This is a genomic window from Novosphingobium sp., from assembly GCF_030699305.1.
In the GTDB taxonomy this organism is placed as follows: Bacteria; Pseudomonadota; Alphaproteobacteria; order Sphingomonadales; family Sphingomonadaceae; genus Novosphingobium.
This window is the reverse complement of record NZ_JAUYNB010000006.1, coordinates 22,711-44,959: the sequence shown is the minus strand read 5'-3', so window position 1 is coordinate 44,959 and position 22,249 is coordinate 22,711. Positions and strand designations below refer to the sequence as shown.

The following is a 22,249-nucleotide window of genomic DNA, read 5'->3' as shown; positions in this document are numbered from 1 at the left end:
GGTTGCCGGTGGGGTGGCCGTGTGAAATCATGAACTTAGTTCTGATGGAGGGCCGCATGTCGCAGAACGGATTTCCGCTTGATCGTCGCAATGTGCTGGTGGGGCTGGCCCTGTTGCCACTCGCTGACGCCGCCGGGGCGCAGGGGCTTGGCTCCGGCCTGACCGGCGTGCTGGGCATGGCATCGGATTCTGCGCTGGACAAGCTGGCGGTGCCCGGCGCGTTCTATGCCGATCCGGCGGTGCGGATCATGCTGCCGCTGCTGGGCGGCGGCGGGGGGCTGTTGGGGCAGGTGCTGAGCAAGGGCAGCAAGCTGGGGCTGACCGATGGGCTGACCCGCAAGCTCAACGATGCTGCCGGACTCGCCGCGAAAGAGGCCAAGCCGGTATTCCGCACCGCGATTGACCGGCTGACGCTGTCCGATGTGCCGGGGATCGCGACGCAGAACGACGGCGCTTCGCAATACCTGCGCAGCAGCGCGGGCGATGAACTGACCGCCAGACTGCGCCCGCTGATCGACAGCGCACTTGGCAGGACCGGGGCGTTCACATCGCTGAACAAGCTGTCCGGCAGGTCCGGTATTTCCGCGCTGTCCGGCATGACCCGCGACAAGCTGGGCGCTTCGGTGACCGATCAGGCGCTGAACGGGATATTCCGCTACATCGGCGCAGAGGAGGGCAAGCTGCGCGCCAATCCGCTGAAACCGGCGGAATCACTGCTCAAGGGTATTCTGGGGAACTGAGCGCTTCCTGGTTGCACACCCAGCTCTCACACACACTCAGCCGTCACTCCCGATCAAGTCCGGGGTGACGAGGTGGGTGAGGGTGAGGGTGAGGGTTGGCGGTCAGCCGTAGCGCTGCTGCAACAGCCCCCACGCGGCGCGCAGGCCCAGCGCGTCGCCGCCTTTGGGCCGTCCGGGCTTGGCCACCGGACGCCAGGCGAACGTGTCGAAGTGCGCCCAGTCGGTTCCTTCGGGCACGAACCGGTCCAGGAACAGCCCTGCCACGACCGCCCCGGCAAAGCCGTTTCCGCCCGCGTTGTTGAGGTCGGCGATGTCGGATTTGAGGTATTCGCGGTAACCTTCGTGCAGCGGCAGCGGCCAGCAGGGATCGTCGGCGGCCTTGCCCGCAGCTTGCAGCGCGGCGGCGGTTTCGGGGCGGCGGGCCATCAGTGCGGGCAGGTCAGGCCCCAGCGCGACGCGCGCCGCGCCGGTCAGCGTGGCGAAGTCGATCATCAGTTCGGGCGTTTCCTCGCCCGCGCGGGCCAGCGCGTCACCCAGCACCAACCGCCCTTCGGCATCGGTATTGCCGATCTCGACGCTGAGGCCAGCACGGCTGCGCAGCACATCGCCGGGGCGGAAGGCATTGCCGGAAATCGCGTTTTCGGCCGCCGGGATCAGCAGGTGCAGCCGCACTTTCAGCCCGGCCTGCATCACCAGCTGCGCCAGCGCCAGCGCATGGGCCGCGCCGCCCATGTCCTTTTTCATCAGCAGCATTCCGGCCGACGGCTTGATATCCAGCCCGCCGGAATCAAAGCACACGCCCTTGCCGATCAGCGCGATTTTCGGGTGCGCCGGATCGCCCCAGTGCAGTTCGATCATGCGCGGGGCATGGCTGCGCGCGGCGGCGCGGCCCACGCCGTGGACCATCGGAAAACCGCGTTCCAGCGCGTCCCCGGAGGTAACCTTGAATTCGGCCTTGTGCGCTTTGGCGATCAGCTGGGCTTCGTGTTCCAGCTGGGCCGGCCCCATGTCCTCTGCCGGGGTGTTGACCAGATCGCGGACGAGCGCGACGGCGGCGGCTTCGGCCAGCGCGGGGGCAATGCCTTTCACGTCTGTGGTCAGCAGGATGCGCGGGCCATCCGGAACGGGATCGCTGCGGTAACGGTCAAACCGGTATTGCCCGCTGACCCAGCCGAACAGCGCCGGGCCGGTTTCTCCGCCCGCACGGCGATAGGTGCCGGGCGGCAGGACTTCGGCCAGCTTGGCCAGACACCAGCTCGACAGGCTGTTCACATTGGCCACGCCCGATACCACGAACCACCCGTCACCATCGGGCAGGATCGCATAGGAATAGCCATCGGCCACGAATTTCTGCGCCGCGAGGGCTGCGCGCTGCGGCGCGGAGAGGCCCTTTACGAAGTCATCCAGCCCCGCCTTGTCGATCAGGTGGATGGGGGTGGCGGCTTGGCCGCGGTCGGGCTGGATCAGGGCGTGTTTGTTGGTCATGTCTGGCAGGCAATAGCCAAACGGCGCCCTTGCCGCTATAGGCTGATACCATGAATCAATATCAGGTTGTTGCCGATAACGAGACCGTCCTGCGCGACGGCACCATCAAGCTGCACGGGCCGGGCGCGTTCGAAGGGATGCGCAAGGCCGGTCGGCTGGCCGCCGAAATCCTCGATGCGCTGGTCGATCATGTCCGCCCCGGCGTGACCACGGGTGAACTGGATGACATCGTCCGCGACATGACGCTGGCGGGCGGGGCGATCCCGGCAACGCTGGGCTATCGCGGCTATGCCCACAGCTGCTGCACCTCGATCAACGCCGTGATTTGCCACGGCATTCCGGGCGACAAGGTGCTGCGCGATGGCGACATCGTGAACATCGACGTGACGCCGCTGCTGGACGGCTGGCATGGCGATTCCAGCAGGATGTATCTGGTCGGCGATGTGCCGCTGAAGGCGCGGCGGCTGGTCGATGTGACGTATGAATGCCTGATGCTGGGCATCGAGCACGCCCGCCCCGGCGCGCGGCTGGGCGATATCGGCGCGGCAATCCAGGCCCATGCCGAAAAGAACCGCTACGGCGTGGTGCGCGAATTTTGCGGCCACGGGCTGGGCCGCCTGTTCCACGATTCGCCCGAAGTGGTCCACGCCGCGCGGGCCGGGACCGGGCCGGAACTGAAGCCGGGGATGTTCTTCACGATCGAGCCGATGATCAACCTGGGCAAGCCGGGGGTGAAGATGCTGGACGATGGCTGGACCGCGGTTACCCGCGACCGGTCACTGTCGGCGCAGTTCGAACACTCGCTGGGGATTACCGAGGACGGGTGCGAGATTTTCACGCTCAGCCCCAAGGGCCTGCATAAACCGCCGTATTGAGTTAGCTGCGCGCGCTGCGGATCGCCGCGCCCGCCGCGAACGGCGTAATCGCCAGCAGGACCAGACTGAACGCGGCGGTGAGGGCAAGCCCGCTTTCCCCGCCGATGGCCAGACTGCCCGCACCGAATACCAGCAGCGGGATCGCCAGCGGGATCACCAGCAGGCCCCCCAGCGCCGCGCCGCCGCGCAGGCCAGCGGTCAGCGCGGCGACCATCACGCTCAGCGCGGCAAGGCCGGGGGTTCCGGCCAGCAGGCCCAGCTCCACGATCCGCAGCGTCGCCCCGTCAATCCCGACCAGCGCGGACGCGGGCACGGCGGCCAGCATCAGCGGCGGGCCGAAGCTGAGCCAGTGGGCCAGCATCCGCACCGCCACGATCAGTTCCTCAGCTATGCCGCGCAGGGCCCATTGATCGAACATTCCCTGTTCCAGATCAGGCTCGATCAGCCGGTCGAGCGGCAGGATCGCCGCCAGCAGCGCCGCGACCCAGATCACCCCGCCGCCGGTCCGCGCCAGCAGCGGCGCATCGGGACCGACCGCAAACGGATAGAGCATCGCCACGGCCAGAAAGAACAGCACCGGCAGGGTCGCTCCGCCGCGCCGTCCGCCCAGCAAGAGCAGCCCCAGATCGCGCCGGAGCAGGGTGAACAGCGGCCCGCTCATGCGATGTGCCCCGCCAGATCGAGCCGGTTGAGGCCGGTCAGATTGAACGGCTGGTGTGATGCGATCACGCAGATGCCCCCAACGCGGCAATGCTCCGCCGCCAGTTGCTCGACCAGCGCCACGCCTTTGGTATCCAGCCCGTTGAGCGGCTCGTCGAGCAGCCACACCGCCGCCTTCTGGCCGAGCAGCCGGGCGAGCGCGGCGCGCTTTTTCTGACCGGTGGAAAGATAGCGCACCGGCACATCGAGCAGCGCCGACAGGCCCAGCTGTGCCAGCTCATTGTCCGCCGGGCCATCGATCCGCTGCCAGAACCGCAGTGCTTCGCCCAGCGGCTGGTGCGGATCGAGCGCGGGGCGTTCATCGACCAGCCCCACGGTTCCGGCGCGTTCGACCGTCCCGGCATAGGCCGGAGCCAGTCCCGCCAGGATGCGGATCAGGCTGGATTTGCCGATCCCGTTCGCGCCGACCAGTTGCAGTGCCTGCCCGCTGGACAGCGCAAACGACAGCCCCCGAAACAGCAGGCGATCGCCGCGGCGGCAGGTCAGATTGTTCGCGGCGATGCGGCAGTCTTGCATGGCGGCACGCGATAGGGGAAAGCCATGTCCCTGCCAAGGAGAGCCTGATGTCGATTCCCCGCCTGACCGATGCCGAAGTGTCCGCGCTGCTGGCCGCGCACCCGCAGTGGACGCTGCGCGCCGATGGCAAGGCGCTGGAGCGGGAGCTGCGCTTTGGCGATTTCAACGAGGCGTTCGGGTTCATGACCCGCGTCGCGCTCTATGCCGACAAGGCCGATCACCATCCCGAATGGTTCAACGTCTATAACCGCGTCCAGATCACGCTGACCACCCACGACGCCGATGGCCTGTCGGCCCGCGACGCCGCGATGGTGGAGGCGATTGCCGGAATGGTCTAGTCGGCGTGACCTAACCGCCCAGCGGCTTCAGCGCTGTGCGGGTCTGCTTGCGCAGCTGCCCCGGCATCCAGCGCGCGGCGAAGGCGAGGCGGTGGGCGGTCTTGCCGACGCGGGTGTGCAGCGCCTTGCCGTGGACGGCGCTCCATGCGGCATCGGCGACCTCGCTGACGGGCGTGATTTCCAGCCCGGCGTCCTGCACGCGTCCGCGAATGTCGGCATTGTCGCCCTGGTTGGAAGCGTGATCGAGCAAGGGCGTGTCGATGAAGGCGGGCATCAGGCTGGCCACCTTGATCCCGTCCCCGGCCCATTCGGCATCGAGGCACTCGGTGATCGCGCGCACTCCGAACTTGGTCGCGGAATAGACCGAAGCGCCCGGCGTGCCATAGATGCCCGCCGCGCTGGCGGTGTTGAGCAGGCACGAACCGGGTGCGCTGGCCTTCAGCCACTTGTGCGCGGCCTGCGCACCGAACAACACGCCTTTCAGGTTGATGTCGAGGCAGCGTTCGATTTCGGCCACGTTGTTGTCGATCAGCTGGCCGCCCAGCGGCACTCCGGCGTTGTTGAACACCGCGTCGATCCGCCCCCCGGCCGCCGCGGCGAACGCTTCCAGCGCCTCGTCCCAGGCGGCGCGGTCACGCACGTCCAGTTTGTGAACCGAACTGGCCCCGGCTGGAATGCCTGCAGCGGTTTCGCGCATCCCGGCTTCGTTCACATCGGCCAGCCCCACGAACCAGCCGCGCGCACCGAACAATTGCGCCACCGCCCGGCCGATGCCCGATGCAGCGCCGGTGATGAAAATGGTTTTCCTGTCAGTCATCCTGGTTTTCCCCCTCATCCCAACCATGCTTTTAATTCGCTCCCCACCCTGCCGTTCGTGTCTCGACTTCGCTCGACACGAACGGCAGGGTGGTTGTTTCAATCCTGATTTAAAGCGCCGGGTTGTTATAGCAATGCCAGGTGAAAATCGCCGTCGCCCCCCGGTGCGGGCGCCAGGCCTCCGCCAGCTCGCGGGTGCGTTTTTCGCTGGGGCGTTCGGGCAGGTCCAGCAGCTTGTGCAGCCCGGCTTGCACTGCCAGATCGCCGGCCGGCCAGATGTCGCCGCGCCCTTCGGCGAACAGCAGGTAGATTTCGGCCGACCAGCGCCCCACGCCCTTGATCCGGACCAGCTGGGCAATTGCGGCCTCGTCATCTTCGGGCAGATGTTCAAAATCGACCGCGCCGGTTACGACCAGTTCGCACAAGGAGCGGATATAGCCCTGTTTTTGCCGGGAAAGTCCGCAGCCGCGCAAGGTGTCGAAATCGGATTCGAGCACGCGTTCAAGGCTGAGCTCCGGCCCGATATGCGCTTCCAGCTTGCGCCACATCGATGCCGCCGCCGCGACGCTGACCTGCTGGCCGACAATCGTGCGCAGCATGGTGCCATAGCCGCGTTCCCGGATCCGCGGATCGGGATAACCCGCTACGGTCAGCGCGCGGGCAAACCCGGGTTCGATCCGGGCGACCGCGTCCAGCCCCTGCTGAATCGCTGCTGCACTAAGCCCCATGTCACTACCCTGCTTGCCAAACTCCGGCGGACTTAGTAGCAGCCGCGACAAAGCGCGAATAGGGCGCGCGGGTAAGGGATTTCGAACATGCCGAAGCTGGTAGTTGTCAATCGCGCGGGTGAAGAAAAGACGGTCGAGGCCAGCGCGGGCCTTTCGATCATGGAAGTGATCCGTGACAACGGGTTTGATGAACTGCTGGCGCTGTGCGGCGGCTGCTGCAGCTGCGCCACTTGCCACGTCTATGTCGATCCGGCGTTTGCCGGTGCGGTCGAACCGATGAGCGAGGACGAGAACGACCTGCTCGACAGCTCTGACCACCGCAACGAAACCTCGCGCCTGTCGTGCCAGATCCACCTGACCGACGCACTGGACGGCCTGAAGGTCACCATCGCGCAGGAAGATTGATCGAACGGAAAGGCAGGGTCATGCGCCCCTGCCTTTTTCCTGCTCGGCCAAAGCGCCTTTCTTTACCCGGCTAAAGCGCAAATCCGTTGCGCCGGGGCAGTGCCGCCCTTACCTTTGGCGGCTATGACTGCATTCAACGTTCAATCCAATACGCTCGATCTGATCGGCAACACCCCGCTGGTCCTGTTGCAGGGGCCAAGCGAAGCGGCTGGCTGTGAAATCTGGGGCAAGTGCGAATTCGCCAATCCCGGTGCGTCGGTAAAGGACCGCGCGGCGCTGTGGATCGTGCGCGATGCCGAAGCGACCGGCACGCTGCAACCGGGCGGAACCATCGTTGAAGGCACGGCGGGCAATACCGGCATCGGGCTGGCGCTGGTCGCCAATGCGCTGGGTTACAAGACGGTGATCGTCATGCCCGAAACCCAGTCGCGCGAAAAAATGGACACGCTGCGGGCGCTCGGCGCGGAACTGGTGCTGGTGCCGGCCGCGCCGTTTTCCAATCCGGGGCACTTCGTCCACACCTCGCGCCGCTTGGCCGAGGAGACGGAAGGGGCGATCTGGGCCAACCAGTTTGACAACATCGCCAACCGCAAGGCCCACATCGAATCCACCGCGCCGGAAATCTGGGCGCAGATGGAGGGCCGGGTGGATGGCTTCACTTGCGCGGCGGGCACCGGCGGAACGATTGCCGGGGTCGGCATGGGGCTGAAAGCCTGTGACGAGACCATCCGCATCGCGCTGACCGATCCGCACGGCGCGGCGCTGTATAACTATTACGCGCATGGAGAACTGAAGGCCGAAGGGTCATCCGTGGCCGAAGGGATCGGGCAGGGGCGGATCACCGCCAATCTCGATGGTGCGCCAATCGACACCCAGTTCCGGATTTCGGACGAGGAAGGACTGGACTGGGTCGCGCGGCTCTTGCGCGAGGAAGGGCTGTGTCTGGGGCTGTCATCGGGCATCAACGTGGCCGGTGCGGTCGCGCTCGGCCGCCAGCTGGTCGCCGAAGGGCGTGAGGACGCGCGCGTGGCAACGATTTTGTGCGACACCGGCTTTCGCTATCTGTCGAGCCTCTACAACGCCGACTGGCTGCGGGCGAAGGGCTTGCCGGTATTCCCCTGGCTGGCCTGATCGGCTAGACTACGGCGCATGGCATCGCAACCGCCCTTCAACGGCAATGGCCGCGTGCTGGAGCCTCTGTCCGGGCCGCAGCATTTTGTTCCGCCGACAGCACGCGAAATGCGGGCGCAGGCGGTGCGCCGGTTGCAGACCGGGTTGTTCGGTCTGGCCGCGATCGTGCTGATTGTCGGGCTGGCCAGCATCATCAACGATCGCGCCCGGCTGGCCGACGCGGCCAATCCTGCGCCGCGATCTGAAGTGACCGCAAAGCAGGGCGCCGCCACCAAGGCCGATCCGCTGGCCGACGCCGGGGTTGTACCGGCCGCCACGCCGGATCAGTCACCCACGGCCACGCCGCCGGGCGAGGCTGCCAATTAACCGATTGCCCGGCCGGATGCGGCGGCTGTTCTGGCCAGTCGCGGCCCTGATCGGGCTGGGCGCGGTGATCTGGGCCGCGCAGCCGGGCCAGAAGCCGGGCCAGAATCCGGGGCCGCAGGTGGCAACCGGTTTGTTCACCAGTTTGCCGATCCTGTGGAACGAAGCCCCCGATGTTGCGGGACAGCTGAACGATGCCGCACCGCCGCACTGGGCGCGGGCCGAACTGGCGGCGCGCGGGCCAATCACGGCGCTCGACACTCTGGCCAGCGGCGGCAGCGCGGCGGGGCCGCTGGCGGGATTGACCCGGCTGGTCCTGGCCCAGCCGCGGCCGCTCAGTCCGGATGAAAACGTGGCGCTGGACAATTGGGTGAAAGGTGGAGGACGGCTCCTGCTGCTGGCCGATCCGGCGCTGACGCAGCATTCCGATTTCCCCATCACCGATCCGCGCCGCCCGCAAGCGGTCGTGCTGCTATCGCCGATCCTGTCGCGCTGGGGGCTGGATCTGACGTTCGACGAAGCGCAGCCGTATGGCGAGCGGGTGCAGCCGGTCATGGACGTGCCGGTGCCTTATAATCTGGCCGGGCGCTGGCGGGTTTCGGGGCAGGCATCCGGCGGCGTGAACTGCCGGGCCTGGGGCGATGGGCTGGCGGTGACCTGTGCGGTGGGCAAGGGCCGGGTTGTGGCTCTGGCCGACGCCGCCGTGCTGGAGCCGGACGATCCCGACGGGGCGCGGAGCAAGGCCCTGCGCTGGTTGCTGGACGCGGCCTTCATCGGCAACTGAGCGCGCCGCTGAAACGGCCGGATAAGCGGACAGGATTCGGGGAAATCACGGGACGGATCACACCAAGTCCCGGAAAGGTGCCGTAAGCCGCTGATTTTTTAGGAGAACAAAGCGCAAACGCCGATGTTTTCGATACCTGTTGCCATTATTGATTGATATGTAAATCAAAGATTTACCATCTTATCCCGTGATTTCCCGCAAAAATCCCTTCCATCCCCGCCAGTGCAGCGGTAATGCTCTCTTTCATCGACATGGATGTTCAACGCCGCACCTTCCGGGGTGATCTGGCCGCGAGGGCGCGCGGGCAGGCGGGGAAGTCATTTTTTTGGGATCCGGGGCCATCCCCGGACGGAGGCGGGGCAAAGTGGAGGCGGCACGGCCGATCAGCTACAGTGGTCAGGGTTTTTCGCTGATTGGCGAAAAGGGCCGCTTTGTGCTGTCGCCGGACTTCCGCAAGGCCGTCCGCGATTCCGGTCAAGGCGAACGCATCCTGTGCCTGGCCAAGCATCCCCGCTGGAAATGCCTGACCGGGTTCGGTCTGTCGCGCGTCGCCGAATTTGAAGGCGAACTGGACCGTGAAGAGCGCATCGCGCTGGAACGCGGGGTTGATTTCGACCGCGATCTGCGCGCCCAGCAGCTCTATGGCTTTGCCCGCGTGCCGTTCGATGACAGCGGCCGGTTCGTATTGCCCGAACGCTATTTCCGGCTGGGCGGCCTGACCGACCGGGTGTTCTTCCAGGGCGGGGGCAAGTCGTTCACCATCTGGAACCCCGAAGAACTCGCCAAGCTGGGCGCGGACTGGATCGACGCGCAGGAAGCCTGCGCTGATCTGGAAGCGCAGGCGCTGGCCGGAAAGGGGCGCAAATGACCGCGCCGCACATTCCCGTCCTGCTCGATGAAGTGATCGCTGCACTTGCCCCCGCACCCGGCGCGGTGATCGTCGATGCCACGTTCGGCGCGGGCGGTTATACCCGCCGCCTGCTCGATTCCGGAGCGGTGGTCCACGCATTTGACCGCGATCCCGATGCGATTGCCGCCGGACGGCTGTGGCCCGAAACGCAGGGGGATGCGCCCCGCCTGATCCTGCACCCGCGCCGCTTTTCCGAAATGGTCGCCGCGCTGGCCGAAGCCGGTGTGGGGCAAGTGGACGGCGTGGTGATGGACATCGGGGTCTCCTCGATGCAGCTCGACCAGCCGGAGCGCGGCTTTGCCTTTGCCAGCGATGGCCCGCTCGACATGCGCATGGCGCAGGATGGGCCGAGCGCCGCCGATTTCGTCAACACCGCCGATGAAGCCGTGATTGCCGACGTCCTGTTCCAGTATGGCGAGGAGCGCCAGTCGCGCCGGGTCGCCCGCGCCATCGTGGCGGCGCGTCCGCTGGAAACGACCGGGCAACTGGCATCCGTGATCCGCAAGGCGCTGGGGTATCGGCCCCATTCCAACAAGGGGCCTGCGCCCAAAGACCCCGCGACGCGCAGCTTTCAGGCGATCCGCATCCATGTGAACGCCGAACTGGATGAGCTGAACGCAGCGCTGCTGGGGGCCGAGGCGCTGCTCGAACCCGGTGGCAGGCTGGCCGTGGTCAGCTTTCACAGCCTGGAAGACCGGATCGTGAAGCAGTTCCTGCGCGATGCCAGCGGGGCGGTGGCCAATGCCTCGCGCCATCTGCCCGCCAGCGCCCCCGCGTTCGCGCCGACGTTTGCGCACCTGTCGAAAGCGATCCGCCCGGCAGAGGCGGAACTGGCCCGCAATCCCCGCGCCCGCTCTGCCACCTTGCGCGCAGCCACGCGCACGGCTGCACCCACGCACGAACGGCCGACGCATGAACGGAGGGCGGCATGAACCTGACCCGTGATCGCCTGCGGTCCATCGGCTGGGCAGCGTTGCTGATTATCTGCGTCACCCTGCTGGTCGCGCTGACGTTCCGCGTCAACGCGGTGAAAAGCCAGGTTCGCCTGACCGAACGCCAGATCGTGACAGTCAAACACGAAAAGATGTTTCTGGAAACCGAGTTTCAGACCCGCGCCAACCAGCAGCAGCTCAAATCGCTCAACGATGTCGAGTTTGGCTATCAGGCCCCGACGGCGGGCCAATACCTGGAAGGCGAGCGCCAGCTGGCCGACCTTGGCAAACCGCGCGCAGCCGGTGCGCCCAGCCCGATCCGGGTGGCCCGGCTGGCGCTGGAAGGGGACGCGGGCGATGGCTTTCCGGCGATGGTTTCGCCGCTGACCGGACGCGCCATGGCCGCCGAAGTTTCCGCCGAGGCACCGCGCAAGCCGGTGACCGCCGCCACCCTGGGGGAGCGGCTGGGCACGGTTGAGCGCAAGGAGGCCGCCAAACCATGACCGCCCTGGCAGTATCTACCGCAGTATCGACCGCAGTATCGACGGTGGTGGCGTCGGGCCGGTTTGAACTGGTCAACGTTCGGCAGCAATCGCTGCGGATGGCCAAAAGCCGGGTGCTGTGGGTGGTGTTCGGGTTTACCACCGTGGCGGCCGCGGCGCTCGCGCGGATCGCGGTTCTGGGCCTGTTTGCCGATGCGCCCCGCAACACCGATGTGTTTGCCTCGCTGCTGCCGCAGCGTGCGGATATTGTCGATCGCAACGGCGTGCCGCTGGCGCGGGCGTTTCCGGCCTATTCGCTGTGGTATAACCCGGCCGCGCTGGATGGTGATGGCCCGCCGCTGGTCCGCAGCCCGCGCGCCGTGGCCGAGGCATTGGCGCGAATATTCCCCGATTTGAACGTCGCCGAAACCGAAACCCGGCTGGCCGCGGGCAAGCCGGGTTACCTGCGGCGGCGGATCCTGCCGGAAGACGCCAACAAGGTCCACGAACTGGGCGAACCGGCGCTGGAGTTTCCGCGCGAAACCGAACGGTTTTACCCGCAAGGGTCGATGGGCGCGCACGTGCTGGGGTTTGTCGGTGCTGACGGGCACGGCCATGTCGGCATGGAGGAAGTGTTCGACAAGCGGCTGACCGATCCCGCGCAGCGCGGCATTCCGGCGGCCTTGTCGATCGACACCCGCGTGCAGGGCGCGCTGGAAGATGAACTGCTGAAAGGCATGACCGACAGCGCCGCCAAGGGGGCAGCCGGGATCGTGCTGGATGTCGACACCGGCGAAGTGCTGGCGCTGGCCTCGCTCCCCTCGTTCAACCCCAACCTGATCGACCGCGCGGGCGAGGCGAACATCTTCAACCGCGTGACCAACCAGGTCTATGAACTGGGATCGACGTTCAAGCCGATCACGGTTGCCGCCGCGATCGATGCCGGCACGGTGACCGATCTGGCGCGGCGCTATCCGGCCAACCGCCCGATCGAGATCGGTGGCTTCCGGATCCGTGACAGTCACGATCTGGGCGCTTCGCTGAATGTGCCGCAATCGCTGGTCCAGTCTTCCAACATCGTCACCGCGCTGATCGCCGATGAACTGGGCGGGGCGCAGCTCAACGCCACGATGCGGGCGCTGGGGATGAACGAGCGGCCCTATATCGAACTGCCCGCGCGCGGCTTCCCGCTGTGGCCCAAGGGCGACTGGTCGCGGATCACGACGATGACGGTGTCCTATGGCCACGGCATCGCGGTCACCCCGCTGCACCTTGCCAGCGCCTATGCCGCGCTGGTCAACGGCGGGGTCTGGCGTCCGGCCACCCTGCAAAAGGTCCAGCCCGGCGTCGAAGTGCCGGGGCGGCGCGTGTTCAAGGCCAGCACCAGCGCGCGGATGCGCCAGTTGCTGCGGATGATCGTGGACGTCGGCACCGGCAAAAAGGCCAACGCCGCCGGTTACCGGGTTGGCGGCAAGACCGGATCGGCCGAAAAGCCGGGGGTGGGCGGCTATCAGCGCAGCAATCTGGTGGCGACCTTTGCCGCCGCGTTCCCGATGGATCACCCGCGTTATGTCGTGATTGCGATGCTGGATGAACCGCGCGGAACGGCGGCCACATCGGGCCAGCGCACCGCCGCCTGGAATGCCGCGCCGGTCATCGGCCGGGTCATCCCCCGGATTGGGCCGCTGCTGGGGGTCATGCCCGATGACAGCCGCGATGTGGACATCACCGATATTGCCCCGCTGGTGGGCTACGGAGACGGTGAATGAAGCTGACGGTTCTGGCGACGCGCGCCGGTGTGACGCTGCCCGCCGGAGCCGAATCCCCCGCCTCGGAAATCCAGGTCACCGGATTTGCCATCGACAATCGCAAGGTTGCCCCCGGCACGGTGTTCGGGGCGTTCCAGGGCGCGCGGGTAAATGGTGAGGATTTTATCTCTGCCGCCATCACCGCCGGGGCGGTTGCCATCGTCGCCCGGCCTGAAGCGCGCGTCAGCGGCGCGGTCCACATCGCCGCAGCCAACCCGCGCCAGGCCTTTGCGCGCCTTGCCGCACAGTTCTTTACGCCCGTGCCCGGCACCATCGTCGCGGTGACCGGGACCAACGGCAAGACATCCGTTGCAGAGATGACGCGCCAGATCTGGCGTATGGCCGGGCACCGCGCTGCCTCGATCGGCACACTGGGCGTCACCACATCAGACGAGAGCATTTCGACTGGCCTCACCACGCCTGACATCGTCACCTTTCTGGCCAACATGAGCGGGCTGGCGCGTGAGGGTGTGACCCACGTCGCCTATGAAGCCTCCAGCCACGGGCTGTCGCAATATCGCAACGAAGGCCTGCGAGTGATGGCGGGGGCGTTTACCAACCTCAGCCGCGACCACCTCGATTACCATGCCGACATGGACGATTACTTTGCCGCCAAGCTGCGGCTGTTCGATGAAGTCGTCGCTGCCGATGGCACGGCGGTGATCTGGGCGGACGACGAATGGTCGGACCGCGCGATCGCTCGCGCCCGCCAGCGCGGACTGGCGCTGCTGACCGCGGGCACGCGGGCCGATGCGGATGGACTGCGGCTGGTATCGCGCGCGCCGGGGCAACTGGGGCAAGTGCTGGAAATCGAATGGGCCGGGGCGGCCTACAAGGTCAACCTGCCGCTGATCGGGGCCTATCAATCGGCCAACGCGCTGGTCGCGGCGGGATTGGTGCTGGCCAGCGGGGGCGATCCGGCGCAGGTGTTCGATGCGCTGGGCCGGTTGCAGCCGGTGCGCGGGCGGCTGGAACGCGCGGCGATCTCGCGCAGTGGCACGCCGGTCTATGTCGATTACGCCCATACCCCCGATGCGCTGGAAGCCGCGATTGCCGCGCTGCGCCCGCATTGTGCCGGGCGGCTGATCGTGGTGTTCGGCGCGGGCGGCGACCGCGATTCCGGCAAGCGTCCGGAAATGGGCCGGGTGGCCGCGACGCAGGCCGATTTGGGCATCGTGACTGATGATAACCCCCGCAGCGAAGATTCCGCCGCGATCCGCGCCATGATACTGGCAGGCGGCGACGGGGTGTTGCGTGAAGTGGGCGACCGGCGCGCAGCTATTGCCGCAGCCATCGCCGAGGCGGGACGGGACGATATCGTGCTGATTGCGGGCAAGGGACATGAACAGGGCCAGATCGTGGGCGCGGGCGCGGATATGCGCGTGCTGCCGTTTGACGATGTGACCGTGGCAAGGGAGTGCGCAGCATGAATGCAGCCGTCCGGATTCTCGACTGGCCTGCCGAGCTGGACGACAACCTGCCGCTGGCGCTGTGGGATTCCGGTTCCATCGCCCGCGCAGTCGGCGGCGTTCCGAGCGGTTACTTCCAGGTATCCGGTGTGGAAATCGACAGCCGCGACGTGGTGGAGGGCGACCTGTTCTTCGCGCTGAAGGGCGAAAGCATGGACGGCCGCCGGTTCATCGATGCAGCCTTTGCCAAGGGCGCGGCGGCGGTCGTGGTGGACCGCCCGGTTGCAGGCCCGCACATTCTGGTGGCCGATACCACTGCCGCGCTGGGTCTGCTGGCCAAGGCCGCGCGCGCACGCGCCGACGCCTGCGTGATCGGGGTCACCGGATCGGTCGGCAAGACCGGGGTGAAAGAGGCGATCTACGCCGCGCTTGACCGGTCGAGCCGGGGCAAGGCGCACCGCAGCGTCAAGAGCTATAACAACCATGTCGGCGTGCCGCTCAGCCTGGCGCGGATGGCCGCGCGGGCGAAGTTCGGCGTGTTCGAAATGGGCATGAACCATGCCGGCGAAATCGCTGATTTGACAGCGCAAGTTCGCCCGCACGTGGCCGTCATCACCACGATTGCCCCGGCCCATATCGAGATGCTGGGCAGTATGGAGGCGATTGCCGCCGCCAAGGCGGAAATCTTTGGCGGGCTGGAACCGGGCGGGGTGGCGGTGATCCCGGCGGACAGCCCGCATTATCCGCAGCTGCGCGTCGCCGCGCTGCGGCTGGGCGTGCAGGTCGTGTCGTTCGGCAAGGCCGTGGGCGCCAGCGTGCGCTTGCTGGATGCGGTTGCGGCGCCGGGCGGGGGATCGCTGGTCACGGCGGACCTGGGCGAGCGGCGGCTGTGCTATACCGTGTCCGCACCGGGCGAGCACTGGGTGGCCAATTCGCTGGCGGTGATGGCGGCGGTGCGTGCGGCGGGCGGCGATCTGGGTGCGGCGGGGCTGGCGCTGGCCGAACTGGAAGGCCTGAAAGGGCGCGGCGCGCGCTCCACGCTGAAAACCGCCGATGGTGGCAGCGCGCTGCTGATCGATGAAAGCTATAACGCCAATCCGGCCTCGATGCGGGCGACGCTGGCGCAGCTGGGCGCAACGCCCGCGACCCGCCGTCTGGCCGTGCTGGGGGCGATGAAGGAACTGGGCGACCATGGCCCCGGCTTCCACGCCGCGCTGGCCGGACCGATCATGGCGGCAGGTGTTGATTATCTGGTCCTGGTAGGGGATGAGATGGCACCGCTGGCGGACGAACTGGGGAAAGGCGCGCACGGCGCGCTTGGCAAGGTGATCGCCTTCGCGCATTGCCAGAATGCAACCGAGGCGCTGGCCGCGCTGCGGGAACATGGGGTGGAGCGCGGCGACGCGATCCTCGTCAAAGGGTCGAACTCGGTCGGGTTGGGGAAACTGGTTTCCGCGCTCGAACAGAACAAGGAATAAGGTCAGGATGCTGTACCTGATCGCGCAATATTTTGAATTCGAAGGTCTGGCGAACCTCATTCGCTATCAGACGTTTCGCGCGGGCGCGACGCTGATGACCGCGCTGATGATCGGGCTGATCATCGGCCCGCGCTTCATCAACATGCTGCGCGTCCGGCAGGGCAAGGGCCAGCCGATCCGCGAGGACGGGCCGCAAACCCACCTGGCCAAGCGCGGCACGCCGACGATGGGCGGGCTGATGATCCTCACCTCGCTGCTCATCGCGATGCTGTTGTGGATGGATCTGACCAACCCGTTCGTCTGGGCCTGCATGGCGGTGACCGGCGGGTTCGGGCTGATCGGGTTCATGGACGATTACGACAAGGTGAAAAAGCGCAGCACCGCCGGGGTATCGGGCCGGGTCCGGCTGCTGGCGGAATTCGCGGTCGCGGGCGTTGCCTCATGGATCATCGTCAGTCAGGTGAATACAAACCTTTACGTCCCGTTCTTCAGCAATGTCTCGATCCCGCTGGGGCCGTTTTATTACGTGTTCGCGGCGACTGTGATCGTCGGGTTCGGCAATGCCGTGAACCTGACCGACGGGCTGGACGGACTGGCCACGATGCCGGTCGTGATCGCGGCGGGGACGTTTGCGATCATCGCCTATCTGGCGGGCCGGGCGGATTTTTCGGCCTATCTGGGCATTCCGCACGTGCCGCGCGCGGGCGAACTGGCGATCCTGTGCGCCGGGATCATGGGTGCGTGTCTGGCGTTCCTGTGGTTCAACGCGCCGCCTGCGGCCGTGTTCATGGGTGACACCGGCAGCCTTGCGCTGGGCGGGGCGCTGGGCGCAATTGCGGTGGCGGCGCACCATGAAATCGTGCTGCTGATCGTCGGCGGGCTGTTCGTGGCGGAAACCGCGTCGGTCATCATCCAGGTCGCGGTCTATAAACGGACCGGCAAGCGCGTGTTCAAGATGGCGCCGATCCATCATCATTTCGAACAGCTCGGCTGGAAGGAATCGACCGTGGTGATCCGGTTCTGGATCGTCTCGATCGTACTGGCGCTGATCGGGCTGTCGACGCTGAAGCTGCGGTGATTGCCTCGCCCGCCTTCGCCGGAAAACGCTATGCCGTGCTTGGCCTGGCCCGGTCGGGGCTGACTGCGGTCGAATCCCTGCTGGCCAGCGGGGCGCAAGTCACCGCGTGGGACAACCGCGAAGAACCCCGCCGCAAGCTGGAAGGTCGGGTCGACCTGGCCGATCCGATGGCCATCGACCTCAGTGGCTTTGCCGGGGTCGTGGTCTCGCCCGGTGTGCCGCTCAATTCCCACCCGATTGCCGCTCACGCCGCGCAGGCGGGTGTGCCGGTGATCGGCGATATCGAACTGTTCGCGCAGGCCCGCGCGGCCCTGCCTGCACACCGCGTCGTCGGCATTACCGGGACCAACGGGAAATCCACCACCACCGCGCTGCTGCACCATATCCTGCAAAGCGCCGCGCTGCCGGTGCGGATGGGCGGCAACATCGGATTGCCGATCCTGTCACAGAACCCGCTTTCGCCGGGCGGGGTCTATGTGCTGGAACTGTCGAGCTATCAGATCGACCTGACCCACAGCCTTGAATGCGATGTCGCGGCGCTGCTCAATATCACGCCCGATCACCTGGACCGGTATGACGGGTTTGCAGACTATGCCGCGTCGAAGGCCCGCCTGTTTGCGATGCAGCGGGCGGACCAGTGCGCCGTGTTCGGCGTGGGCGACGGTGAAACGCGCGCGGTCGCCGAACGTGAAGCGCAGCGCCGCGAACCGCGCTGCGTGCGCCGCGTCGATGGCGCAGACCTGATCGCGCTGCAACCCGGCTGGCCGACCCTGCAAGGGCCGCACAATTTGCAGAACGCCGCCGTTGCCGTGGCCATGGCCGAAGCGCTGGGGCTGACCGCGCAGCAATGGCGCCCCGCGCTCGCCACGTTCCGGGGCCTGCCGCACCGGATGGAGCGGGTGGCCGAAGCGAACGGGGTGATGTTCATCAACGACAGCAAGGCGACAAATCCGGCCTCGACCGCACCCGCGCTGGCCGCGTTTCCGCCCAACCCCAATCGCCGCGTCCACTGGATCCTGGGCGGCCTGCCCAAGGGGGACCGGCTGGACGAATGCGCGCCGTATTTCGGCAATATCGCAGCGGCCTATACCATCGGCGATGCCGGCCCGCGCTTTGCCGAGTTGCTGGCCCCGTATATGCCGGTGACCCGCAGCGAGATGATGTGCGAGGCGATCCAGCAGGCGATGGCGGCGGCGCAGCCCGGCGATGTCGTGCTGCTCAGCCCGGCCTGTGCCAGCTTTGACCAGTTCCGCGATTACGAGGCGCGCGGTGACAGTTTCCGCCAGATCGTGCAGGCGCTGACCGCGCCCGATGCCAGCGGAAGCCCGTGCTGATGGCGTCGACCCCCCCCTATATCCCGCGCGCGGGACAAGGTCCGGCGGGGCTGTCCGGGCAACGCTATCGCCGCAACCGGCGGAGCGAACTGGCGATCTGGTGGCGCGAGATCGACCGCTGGTTGCTGGGCATGGTCCTGGTGCTGATGGCGATTGGCGCGGCGGCGGTGGCGGCTTCATCCCCGGCGAGCGCACGGCGGCTGTCCTCTGCGGCGGTGCGGCTGGATGACCTGCATTTCTTTTACATCCATTTGCGCTGGCAGGTGCTGGGGCTGATCGCGTTGTTCGGGGCTTCGCTGCTATCGCGCGAGATGGCGCGGCGGGCCGGGATCGTGCTGGGGTTTGCGATGCTGGTGGGGCTGATGCTGGTCCCGCTGATCGGGTTCGATGTGAACGGGGCGCGGCGCTGGCTGAACCTGGGCGTATCGCTGCAACCGTCAGAGTTCCTGAAACCGGCATTCGCCATCGGTCTGGCGTGGATCCTGTCCTGGCGGGTGCGCGATCCGGGCTTGCCGGTGATCGCGATGAGCGGGGCGATCATGGTGCTGGTGCTGGTGCTGCTGATGCTCCAGCCGGATTTTGGATCGGCGGTGCTGTTCGCAGGCGTGTGGTGCGTGCTGGTGCTGATGTCGGGGATCGACGTAAAGCGGATTGCCGCATTGGGCGCGGCGGTCGTGGCCGCAGTAGTCGCGGCCTATGTCCTTTATGACAACGCCCGCCACCGGATCGATGCCTTTATTGGCGGCGGATCACAGTATGATCAGGTCGATCTGGCACAGCGCACGCTGCTGGCGGGCGGCTGGACCGGCAGCGGACTGTGGCTGGGCACGCGCAAGCTCGGCCTGCCAGAGGCGCATACCGATTACATCTTCTCGGTCATCGGGGAGGAGTTCGGGCTGCTGATGTGTGCGGCCATCGTAATGCTCTATCTGGCCATCGTCCTGCGCGTGCTGATGCGTCTGCTGGATGAGGAAGACCTGTTTACCGCGCTGGCAGCGGCGGGGCTGACCGCGCAGCTGGGCGGACAGGCGTTCATCAACATTCTGGTCAATCTGCAACTGTTCCCGTCCAAGGGCATGACTTTGCCGCTGATTTCCTATGGCGGTTCGTCCACTATCGCGCTGTGCCTGGGGGTGGGGTTCCTGCTGGCGATCACTCGCCGCAACCCGTTCCTGAAGCGTGAGGGGTTCAATTTGCGAGACACTGGCTGGACCATACCGGGGATATCGAAATGAGCAGCGCACCCCCAGCCGTAAACCGTCACTATGTGCTGGCCGCAGGCGGCACCGGTGGCCACCTGATCCCGGCGTTCGCGCTGGCGGTGGAACTGGAACGGCGCGGCCATCACGTGGCGCTGATCACCGATCAGCGCGGCGCGAAACTGCCGGGCAAGCCGGATTCGCTGGTCACCCACGTCCTGCCGGCCGGGCGGCTCGGCAAGAACCCGCTGCACTGGCCAAAGGGGATTGGCGCGATCCTGGAAGGTCGGCGCATGGCGCTGCGGCTGTTTGAAAGCTTCCAGCCGTCCGCTGTGGTCGGGTTTGGCGGCTATCCCGCATTTCCGGCGCTGTGGGCGGCGACCAGCGCCAAAGTCCCCAGCGTGATCCACGAACAGAACGCCGTGCTCGGCCGTGTGAACCGCTTTCTGGCGAGCCGGGTGGACGCCATCGCGACGTCCTATTCGCAGGTTGACCGGCTGGCCGACAAGCTGGCGGACAAGGTTCATCTGGTTGGCAATCCGGTTCGCGCCGAAGTGCTCAGCCTGCGCGATCAGCCGTTCCCGCCGTTTGCCGAGGACGGGCTGCTGCGTGTGCTGGTGACCGGCGGCAGCCAGGGGGCCAGCATCCTGTCCGAAGTGGTGCCCGATGGGCTGGCGATGCTGCCGCCCGCGCTGCGCGGTCGTCTGCAAGTGACGCAGCAGTGCCGCCCGGAAGATATCGAGGCGGTGCGCGCGCGCTATGCCGGGCATGACATTCCGGCCGAACTGGGCACTTACTTCGAAAACATGGCCGAACGGCTGGCCGACGCGCACTTGTTCATCGGCCGCGCGGGCGCATCGACCATCGCGGAACTGACTGCGGTGGGCCGCCCCGCGATCCTGATCCCGCTGCCCATTGCCACCGACGATCACCAGGCCGCCAACACCCGCGACGTGGCCAAGGCGGGCGGGGCGCGGATGATCCGGCAGGACAAGTTCACCGCCGCCGAACTGGCCAAGCAGATCCAGGCCATCGCGATGAACCCCGATACCCTGGCCACCGCTGCCCATGCGGCGTGGAACTGCGGCTATCCGAATGCCGTGCGCGATCTGGCCGATCTGGTCGAAGGGTTTGGCGGTGCGCCGCTGATGGACGTGATCCGGATCGCGAACAGCGTGACCGCCCAGTCGGGCGAGACTGCGCGCGGGGAAGCCATTGCAAAGGACATGAACGCGTGAAGCGCGCCCTGACTTCCGCCCCCGGCGGGCGCATGCCGACCGATATCGGCACGATCCACTTCGTCGGGATTGGCGGCATCGGCATGTCGGGCATTGCCGAAGTGATGCACAACCTGGGTTACAGCGTGCAAGGCTCCGACATTGCCGAGGGCTATGTCGTTGAAGGGCTGCGCGCGCGCGGGATTACGGTGATGATCGGCCATACGGCTGAGAACCTGGGCGATGCCGCCGTGGTGGTGACGTCCACCGCGGTCAAGCGCGACAACCCGGAAGTCGCCGCCGCGCTGGAAAACCGCGTGCCGGTGGTGCGCCGCGCCGAAATGCTGGCCGAACTGATGCGGCTGAAGCGCACGGTCGCAGTGGCGGGCACGCATGGCAAGACCACCACGACCTCGCTGGTGGCCGCGCTGCTCGATGCGGGCGGGGTGGACCCGACGGTCATCAACGGCGGGATCATCAACTCCTACGGCTCCAACGCGCGGCTCGGCGAAAGCGAATGGATGGTGGTCGAGGCGGACGAGAGCGACGGCTCGTTCCTGCGGCTCGACGGGACGATCGCGATCGTCACCAATATCGATCCCGAACACCTCGATCATTACGGCAGCTTCGATGCGATCAAGGACGCCTTTGTCGAATTTATCGAGAACGTGCCGTTCTATGGCTGCGCGGTGCTGTGCATCGATCACCCGGAAGTGCAGGCGGTGATCCCCAAGGTCCGCGACCGGCGCGTGGTGACTTATGGCTTTTCGGCGCAGGCCGATGTGCGGGGCGAGAACGTCACCCCGTTCCCCGGCGGCAACCGGTTCGACACTGTGCTGCGTCAGCGCGACGGCAGCTTCCGCCGGATCGAGGGGATAGAACTGCCGATGCCGGGCCGCCACAATGTCCAGAACTCGCTTGCGGCAGTGGCCGTGGCGGTGGAGATGGGCGTGCCCGAAGACGTCATCCGCACCGGCTTTGCCAAGTTCGGCGGGGTCAAGCGGCGCTTCACCAAAGTGGGCGAAGTTGATGGCGCCTCCATCATCGACGATTATGGCCACCACCCGGTCGAAATCCGCGCCGTGCTGGCCGCTGCGCGCGAAGGGGTGAAGGGCCGGGTGATCGCCGTGGTCCAGCCGCACCGTTTCACCCGCCTGCGCGATCACATGGATGACTTTTCCGCTGCCTTCAACGACGCCGACGTGGTCTATGCCGCGCCGGTCTATGCCGCTGGCGAACAGCCGATCGAGGGGATCGATTCCGCCGCGATGGTGGCGGGCATGAAGGCACGCGGCCACCGCAACGCGCAAGTGATCGACAACGCCGACGCGCTGGCGCGCGCGCTGGCCGATACCGTGCAGCCGGGTGACATGATCGTCTGCCTGGGCGCGGGCGACATTACCAAGTGGGCGGGCGGTCTGGCCGCTGCGATCATCGTCCAGCGGAGGGGCGGGTGAACCGCACCAACCCCCACCACCCCCCGACCCCCTCCTCTGAAGAG

At 66.7% G+C, this 22,249-nt stretch carries 23 protein-coding genes; 18 read left to right on the top strand and 5 right to left on the bottom strand.

Annotated elements, in window-relative coordinates:
- The first annotated feature begins 56 nt into the window (after window positions 1-56).
- Window positions 57-740: a DUF4197 domain-containing protein gene (locus Q8Q53_RS01130; protein WP_305699904.1), complete on the top strand. Its 684-nt coding sequence runs from the start codon at window positions 57-59 to the stop codon at window positions 738-740.
- A gap of 102 nt (window positions 741-842) precedes the next feature.
- Here Q8Q53_RS01130 and Q8Q53_RS01125 read toward each other — a convergent pair whose 3' ends face one another.
- Window positions 843-2,225 carry a M17 family metallopeptidase gene (locus Q8Q53_RS01125; protein ID WP_305699903.1) on the bottom strand — a complete coding sequence of 461 codons (1,383 nt, stop codon included), beginning with the start codon at window positions 2,223-2,225 and terminating at the stop codon, window positions 843-845.
- A 50-nt stretch (window positions 2,226-2,275) separates the two neighbouring features.
- Between Q8Q53_RS01125 and map the strand changes: the two genes are divergently transcribed.
- The gene (map, locus tag Q8Q53_RS01120) at window positions 2,276-3,100 is read left to right on the top strand and encodes a type I methionyl aminopeptidase (protein ID WP_305699902.1); all 825 of its coding nucleotides are present in this window, start codon (window positions 2,276-2,278) and stop codon (window positions 3,098-3,100) included.
- A 1-nt stretch (window position 3,101) separates the two neighbouring features.
- Here the strand turns inward: map and Q8Q53_RS01115 are convergent, their stop codons facing one another.
- On the bottom strand, window positions 3,102-3,761 hold the full coding sequence (locus tag Q8Q53_RS01115) for a heme exporter protein CcmB (protein WP_305699901.1): 660 nt from the start codon (window positions 3,759-3,761) through the stop codon (window positions 3,102-3,104).
- Window positions 3,758-4,336: a heme ABC exporter ATP-binding protein CcmA gene (ccmA, locus tag Q8Q53_RS01110; RefSeq protein ID WP_305699900.1), complete on the bottom strand. Its 579-nt coding sequence runs from the start codon at window positions 4,334-4,336 to the stop codon at window positions 3,758-3,760. The genes Q8Q53_RS01115 and ccmA overlap by 4 nt, the downstream gene beginning before the upstream one ends.
- A 47-nt stretch (window positions 4,337-4,383) precedes the next feature.
- On the opposite strand from ccmA, the gene Q8Q53_RS01105 reads away from it, so the two are divergent.
- Complete coding sequence (locus tag Q8Q53_RS01105) at window positions 4,384-4,674, top strand: 4a-hydroxytetrahydrobiopterin dehydratase (RefSeq protein WP_305699899.1); 291 nt, start codon at window positions 4,384-4,386, stop codon at window positions 4,672-4,674.
- A gap of 10 nt (window positions 4,675-4,684) precedes the next feature.
- Here Q8Q53_RS01105 and Q8Q53_RS01100 read toward each other — a convergent pair whose 3' ends face one another.
- Window positions 4,685-5,491, bottom strand: coding sequence for an SDR family oxidoreductase (locus Q8Q53_RS01100; RefSeq protein ID WP_305699898.1), 807 nt, complete (start codon window positions 5,489-5,491; stop codon window positions 4,685-4,687).
- A 109-nt stretch (window positions 5,492-5,600) separates the two neighbouring features.
- On the bottom strand, window positions 5,601-6,218 hold the full coding sequence (locus Q8Q53_RS01095) for a DNA-3-methyladenine glycosylase (protein ID WP_305699897.1): 618 nt from the start codon (window positions 6,216-6,218) through the stop codon (window positions 5,601-5,603).
- Between the two features lie 87 nt (window positions 6,219-6,305).
- Here Q8Q53_RS01095 and Q8Q53_RS01090 point away from each other — a divergent pair, with 87 nt between their 5' ends.
- From Q8Q53_RS01090 to murC, 15 genes are all read left to right on the top strand, one after another.
- Window positions 6,306-6,623 carry a 2Fe-2S iron-sulfur cluster-binding protein gene (locus Q8Q53_RS01090; protein WP_305699896.1) on the top strand — a complete coding sequence of 106 codons (318 nt, stop codon included), beginning with the start codon at window positions 6,306-6,308 and terminating at the stop codon, window positions 6,621-6,623.
- Between the two features lie 123 nt (window positions 6,624-6,746).
- Complete coding sequence (locus Q8Q53_RS01085; protein WP_305699895.1) at window positions 6,747-7,754, top strand: cysteine synthase A; 1,008 nt, start codon at window positions 6,747-6,749, stop codon at window positions 7,752-7,754.
- 18 nt (window positions 7,755-7,772) lie between these two features.
- Window positions 7,773-8,120 (top strand): hypothetical protein, encoded by a 348-nt coding sequence (locus tag Q8Q53_RS01080; protein WP_305699894.1) that lies wholly within the window; start codon window positions 7,773-7,775, stop codon window positions 8,118-8,120.
- A 16-nt stretch (window positions 8,121-8,136) separates the two neighbouring features.
- Window positions 8,137-8,901 (top strand): DUF4350 domain-containing protein, encoded by a 765-nt coding sequence (locus tag Q8Q53_RS01075; protein WP_305699893.1) that lies wholly within the window; start codon window positions 8,137-8,139, stop codon window positions 8,899-8,901.
- Window positions 8,902-9,265: 364 nt separating this feature from the next.
- The gene (locus Q8Q53_RS01070; RefSeq protein WP_305699892.1) at window positions 9,266-9,769 is read left to right on the top strand and encodes a division/cell wall cluster transcriptional repressor MraZ; all 504 of its coding nucleotides are present in this window, start codon (window positions 9,266-9,268) and stop codon (window positions 9,767-9,769) included.
- Window positions 9,766-10,743 (top strand): 16S rRNA (cytosine(1402)-N(4))-methyltransferase RsmH, encoded by a 978-nt coding sequence (gene rsmH / locus Q8Q53_RS01065; protein WP_305699891.1) that lies wholly within the window; start codon window positions 9,766-9,768, stop codon window positions 10,741-10,743. Before Q8Q53_RS01070 ends, rsmH begins: the two co-directional genes overlap by 4 nt.
- Window positions 10,740-11,246 carry a hypothetical protein gene (locus tag Q8Q53_RS01060; RefSeq protein WP_305699890.1) on the top strand — a complete coding sequence of 169 codons (507 nt, stop codon included), beginning with the start codon at window positions 10,740-10,742 and terminating at the stop codon, window positions 11,244-11,246. The genes rsmH and Q8Q53_RS01060 overlap by 4 nt, the downstream gene beginning before the upstream one ends.
- A complete protein-coding gene (locus Q8Q53_RS01055; RefSeq protein WP_305699889.1) occupies window positions 11,243-12,994 on the top strand; it encodes a penicillin-binding protein 2 in 1,752 nt (583 codons plus the stop codon). Before Q8Q53_RS01060 ends, Q8Q53_RS01055 begins: the two co-directional genes overlap by 4 nt.
- Complete coding sequence (locus tag Q8Q53_RS01050) at window positions 12,991-14,463, top strand: UDP-N-acetylmuramoyl-L-alanyl-D-glutamate--2,6-diaminopimelate ligase (RefSeq protein WP_305699888.1); 1,473 nt, start codon at window positions 12,991-12,993, stop codon at window positions 14,461-14,463. The genes Q8Q53_RS01055 and Q8Q53_RS01050 overlap by 4 nt, the downstream gene beginning before the upstream one ends.
- On the top strand, window positions 14,460-15,920 hold the full coding sequence (gene murF / locus Q8Q53_RS01045) for a UDP-N-acetylmuramoyl-tripeptide--D-alanyl-D-alanine ligase (protein ID WP_305699887.1): 1,461 nt from the start codon (window positions 14,460-14,462) through the stop codon (window positions 15,918-15,920). Before Q8Q53_RS01050 ends, murF begins: the two co-directional genes overlap by 4 nt.
- A 7-nt stretch (window positions 15,921-15,927) precedes the next feature.
- Window positions 15,928-16,998 (top strand): phospho-N-acetylmuramoyl-pentapeptide-transferase, encoded by a 1,071-nt coding sequence (mraY, locus tag Q8Q53_RS01040; protein WP_305699886.1) that lies wholly within the window; start codon window positions 15,928-15,930, stop codon window positions 16,996-16,998.
- Window positions 16,995-18,332 carry a UDP-N-acetylmuramoyl-L-alanine--D-glutamate ligase gene (murD, locus tag Q8Q53_RS01035; RefSeq protein ID WP_305699885.1) on the top strand — a complete coding sequence of 446 codons (1,338 nt, stop codon included), beginning with the start codon at window positions 16,995-16,997 and terminating at the stop codon, window positions 18,330-18,332. Before mraY ends, murD begins: the two co-directional genes overlap by 4 nt.
- Complete coding sequence (locus Q8Q53_RS01030) at window positions 18,332-19,567, top strand: FtsW/RodA/SpoVE family cell cycle protein (protein ID WP_305699884.1); 1,236 nt, start codon at window positions 18,332-18,334, stop codon at window positions 19,565-19,567. Before murD ends, Q8Q53_RS01030 begins: the two co-directional genes overlap by 1 nt.
- The gene (gene murG, locus Q8Q53_RS01025; RefSeq protein WP_305699883.1) at window positions 19,564-20,769 is read left to right on the top strand and encodes an undecaprenyldiphospho-muramoylpentapeptide beta-N-acetylglucosaminyltransferase; all 1,206 of its coding nucleotides are present in this window, start codon (window positions 19,564-19,566) and stop codon (window positions 20,767-20,769) included. The genes Q8Q53_RS01030 and murG overlap by 4 nt, the downstream gene beginning before the upstream one ends.
- 32 nt (window positions 20,770-20,801) lie before the next feature.
- A complete protein-coding gene (gene murC, locus Q8Q53_RS01020; protein ID WP_305700033.1) occupies window positions 20,802-22,205 on the top strand; it encodes a UDP-N-acetylmuramate--L-alanine ligase in 1,404 nt (467 codons plus the stop codon).
- The last annotated feature ends 44 nt before the right edge of the window (window positions 22,206-22,249 follow it).

Excerpts from the sequence above, each read along its gene's own strand:
- Q8Q53_RS01130 (WP_305699904.1), top strand. The coding sequence starts at position 57 with ATGTCGCAGAACGGATTTCCGCTTGATCGTCGCAATGTGCTGGTGGGG.
- Q8Q53_RS01125 (WP_305699903.1), bottom strand. The coding sequence starts at position 2,225 with ATGACCAACAAACACGCCCTGATCCAGCCCGACCGCGGCCAAGCCGCC.
- map (WP_305699902.1), top strand. The coding sequence starts at position 2,276 with ATGAATCAATATCAGGTTGTTGCCGATAACGAGACCGTCCTGCGCGAC.
- Q8Q53_RS01115 (WP_305699901.1), bottom strand. The coding sequence starts at position 3,761 with ATGAGCGGGCCGCTGTTCACCCTGCTCCGGCGCGATCTGGGGCTGCTC.
- ccmA (WP_305699900.1), bottom strand. The coding sequence starts at position 4,336 with ATGCAAGACTGCCGCATCGCCGCGAACAATCTGACCTGCCGCCGCGGC.
- Q8Q53_RS01105 (WP_305699899.1), top strand. The coding sequence starts at position 4,384 with ATGTCGATTCCCCGCCTGACCGATGCCGAAGTGTCCGCGCTGCTGGCC.
- Q8Q53_RS01100 (WP_305699898.1), bottom strand. The coding sequence starts at position 5,491 with ATGACTGACAGGAAAACCATTTTCATCACCGGCGCTGCATCGGGCATC.
- Q8Q53_RS01095 (WP_305699897.1), bottom strand. The coding sequence starts at position 6,218 with ATGGGGCTTAGTGCAGCAGCGATTCAGCAGGGGCTGGACGCGGTCGCC.
- Q8Q53_RS01090 (WP_305699896.1), top strand. The coding sequence starts at position 6,306 with ATGCCGAAGCTGGTAGTTGTCAATCGCGCGGGTGAAGAAAAGACGGTC.
- Q8Q53_RS01085 (WP_305699895.1), top strand. The coding sequence starts at position 6,747 with ATGACTGCATTCAACGTTCAATCCAATACGCTCGATCTGATCGGCAAC.
- Q8Q53_RS01080 (WP_305699894.1), top strand. The coding sequence starts at position 7,773 with ATGGCATCGCAACCGCCCTTCAACGGCAATGGCCGCGTGCTGGAGCCT.
- Q8Q53_RS01075 (WP_305699893.1), top strand. The coding sequence starts at position 8,137 with ATGCGGCGGCTGTTCTGGCCAGTCGCGGCCCTGATCGGGCTGGGCGCG.
- rsmH (WP_305699891.1), top strand. The coding sequence starts at position 9,766 with ATGACCGCGCCGCACATTCCCGTCCTGCTCGATGAAGTGATCGCTGCA.
- Q8Q53_RS01060 (WP_305699890.1), top strand. The coding sequence starts at position 10,740 with ATGAACCTGACCCGTGATCGCCTGCGGTCCATCGGCTGGGCAGCGTTG.
- Q8Q53_RS01055 (WP_305699889.1), top strand. The coding sequence starts at position 11,243 with ATGACCGCCCTGGCAGTATCTACCGCAGTATCGACCGCAGTATCGACG.
- Q8Q53_RS01050 (WP_305699888.1), top strand. The coding sequence starts at position 12,991 with ATGAAGCTGACGGTTCTGGCGACGCGCGCCGGTGTGACGCTGCCCGCC.
- murF (WP_305699887.1), top strand. The coding sequence starts at position 14,460 with ATGAATGCAGCCGTCCGGATTCTCGACTGGCCTGCCGAGCTGGACGAC.
- mraY (WP_305699886.1), top strand. The coding sequence starts at position 15,928 with ATGCTGTACCTGATCGCGCAATATTTTGAATTCGAAGGTCTGGCGAAC.
- Q8Q53_RS01030 (WP_305699884.1), top strand. The coding sequence starts at position 18,332 with ATGGCGTCGACCCCCCCCTATATCCCGCGCGCGGGACAAGGTCCGGCG.
- murG (WP_305699883.1), top strand. The coding sequence starts at position 19,564 with ATGAGCAGCGCACCCCCAGCCGTAAACCGTCACTATGTGCTGGCCGCA.
- murC (WP_305700033.1), top strand. The coding sequence starts at position 20,802 with ATGCCGACCGATATCGGCACGATCCACTTCGTCGGGATTGGCGGCATC.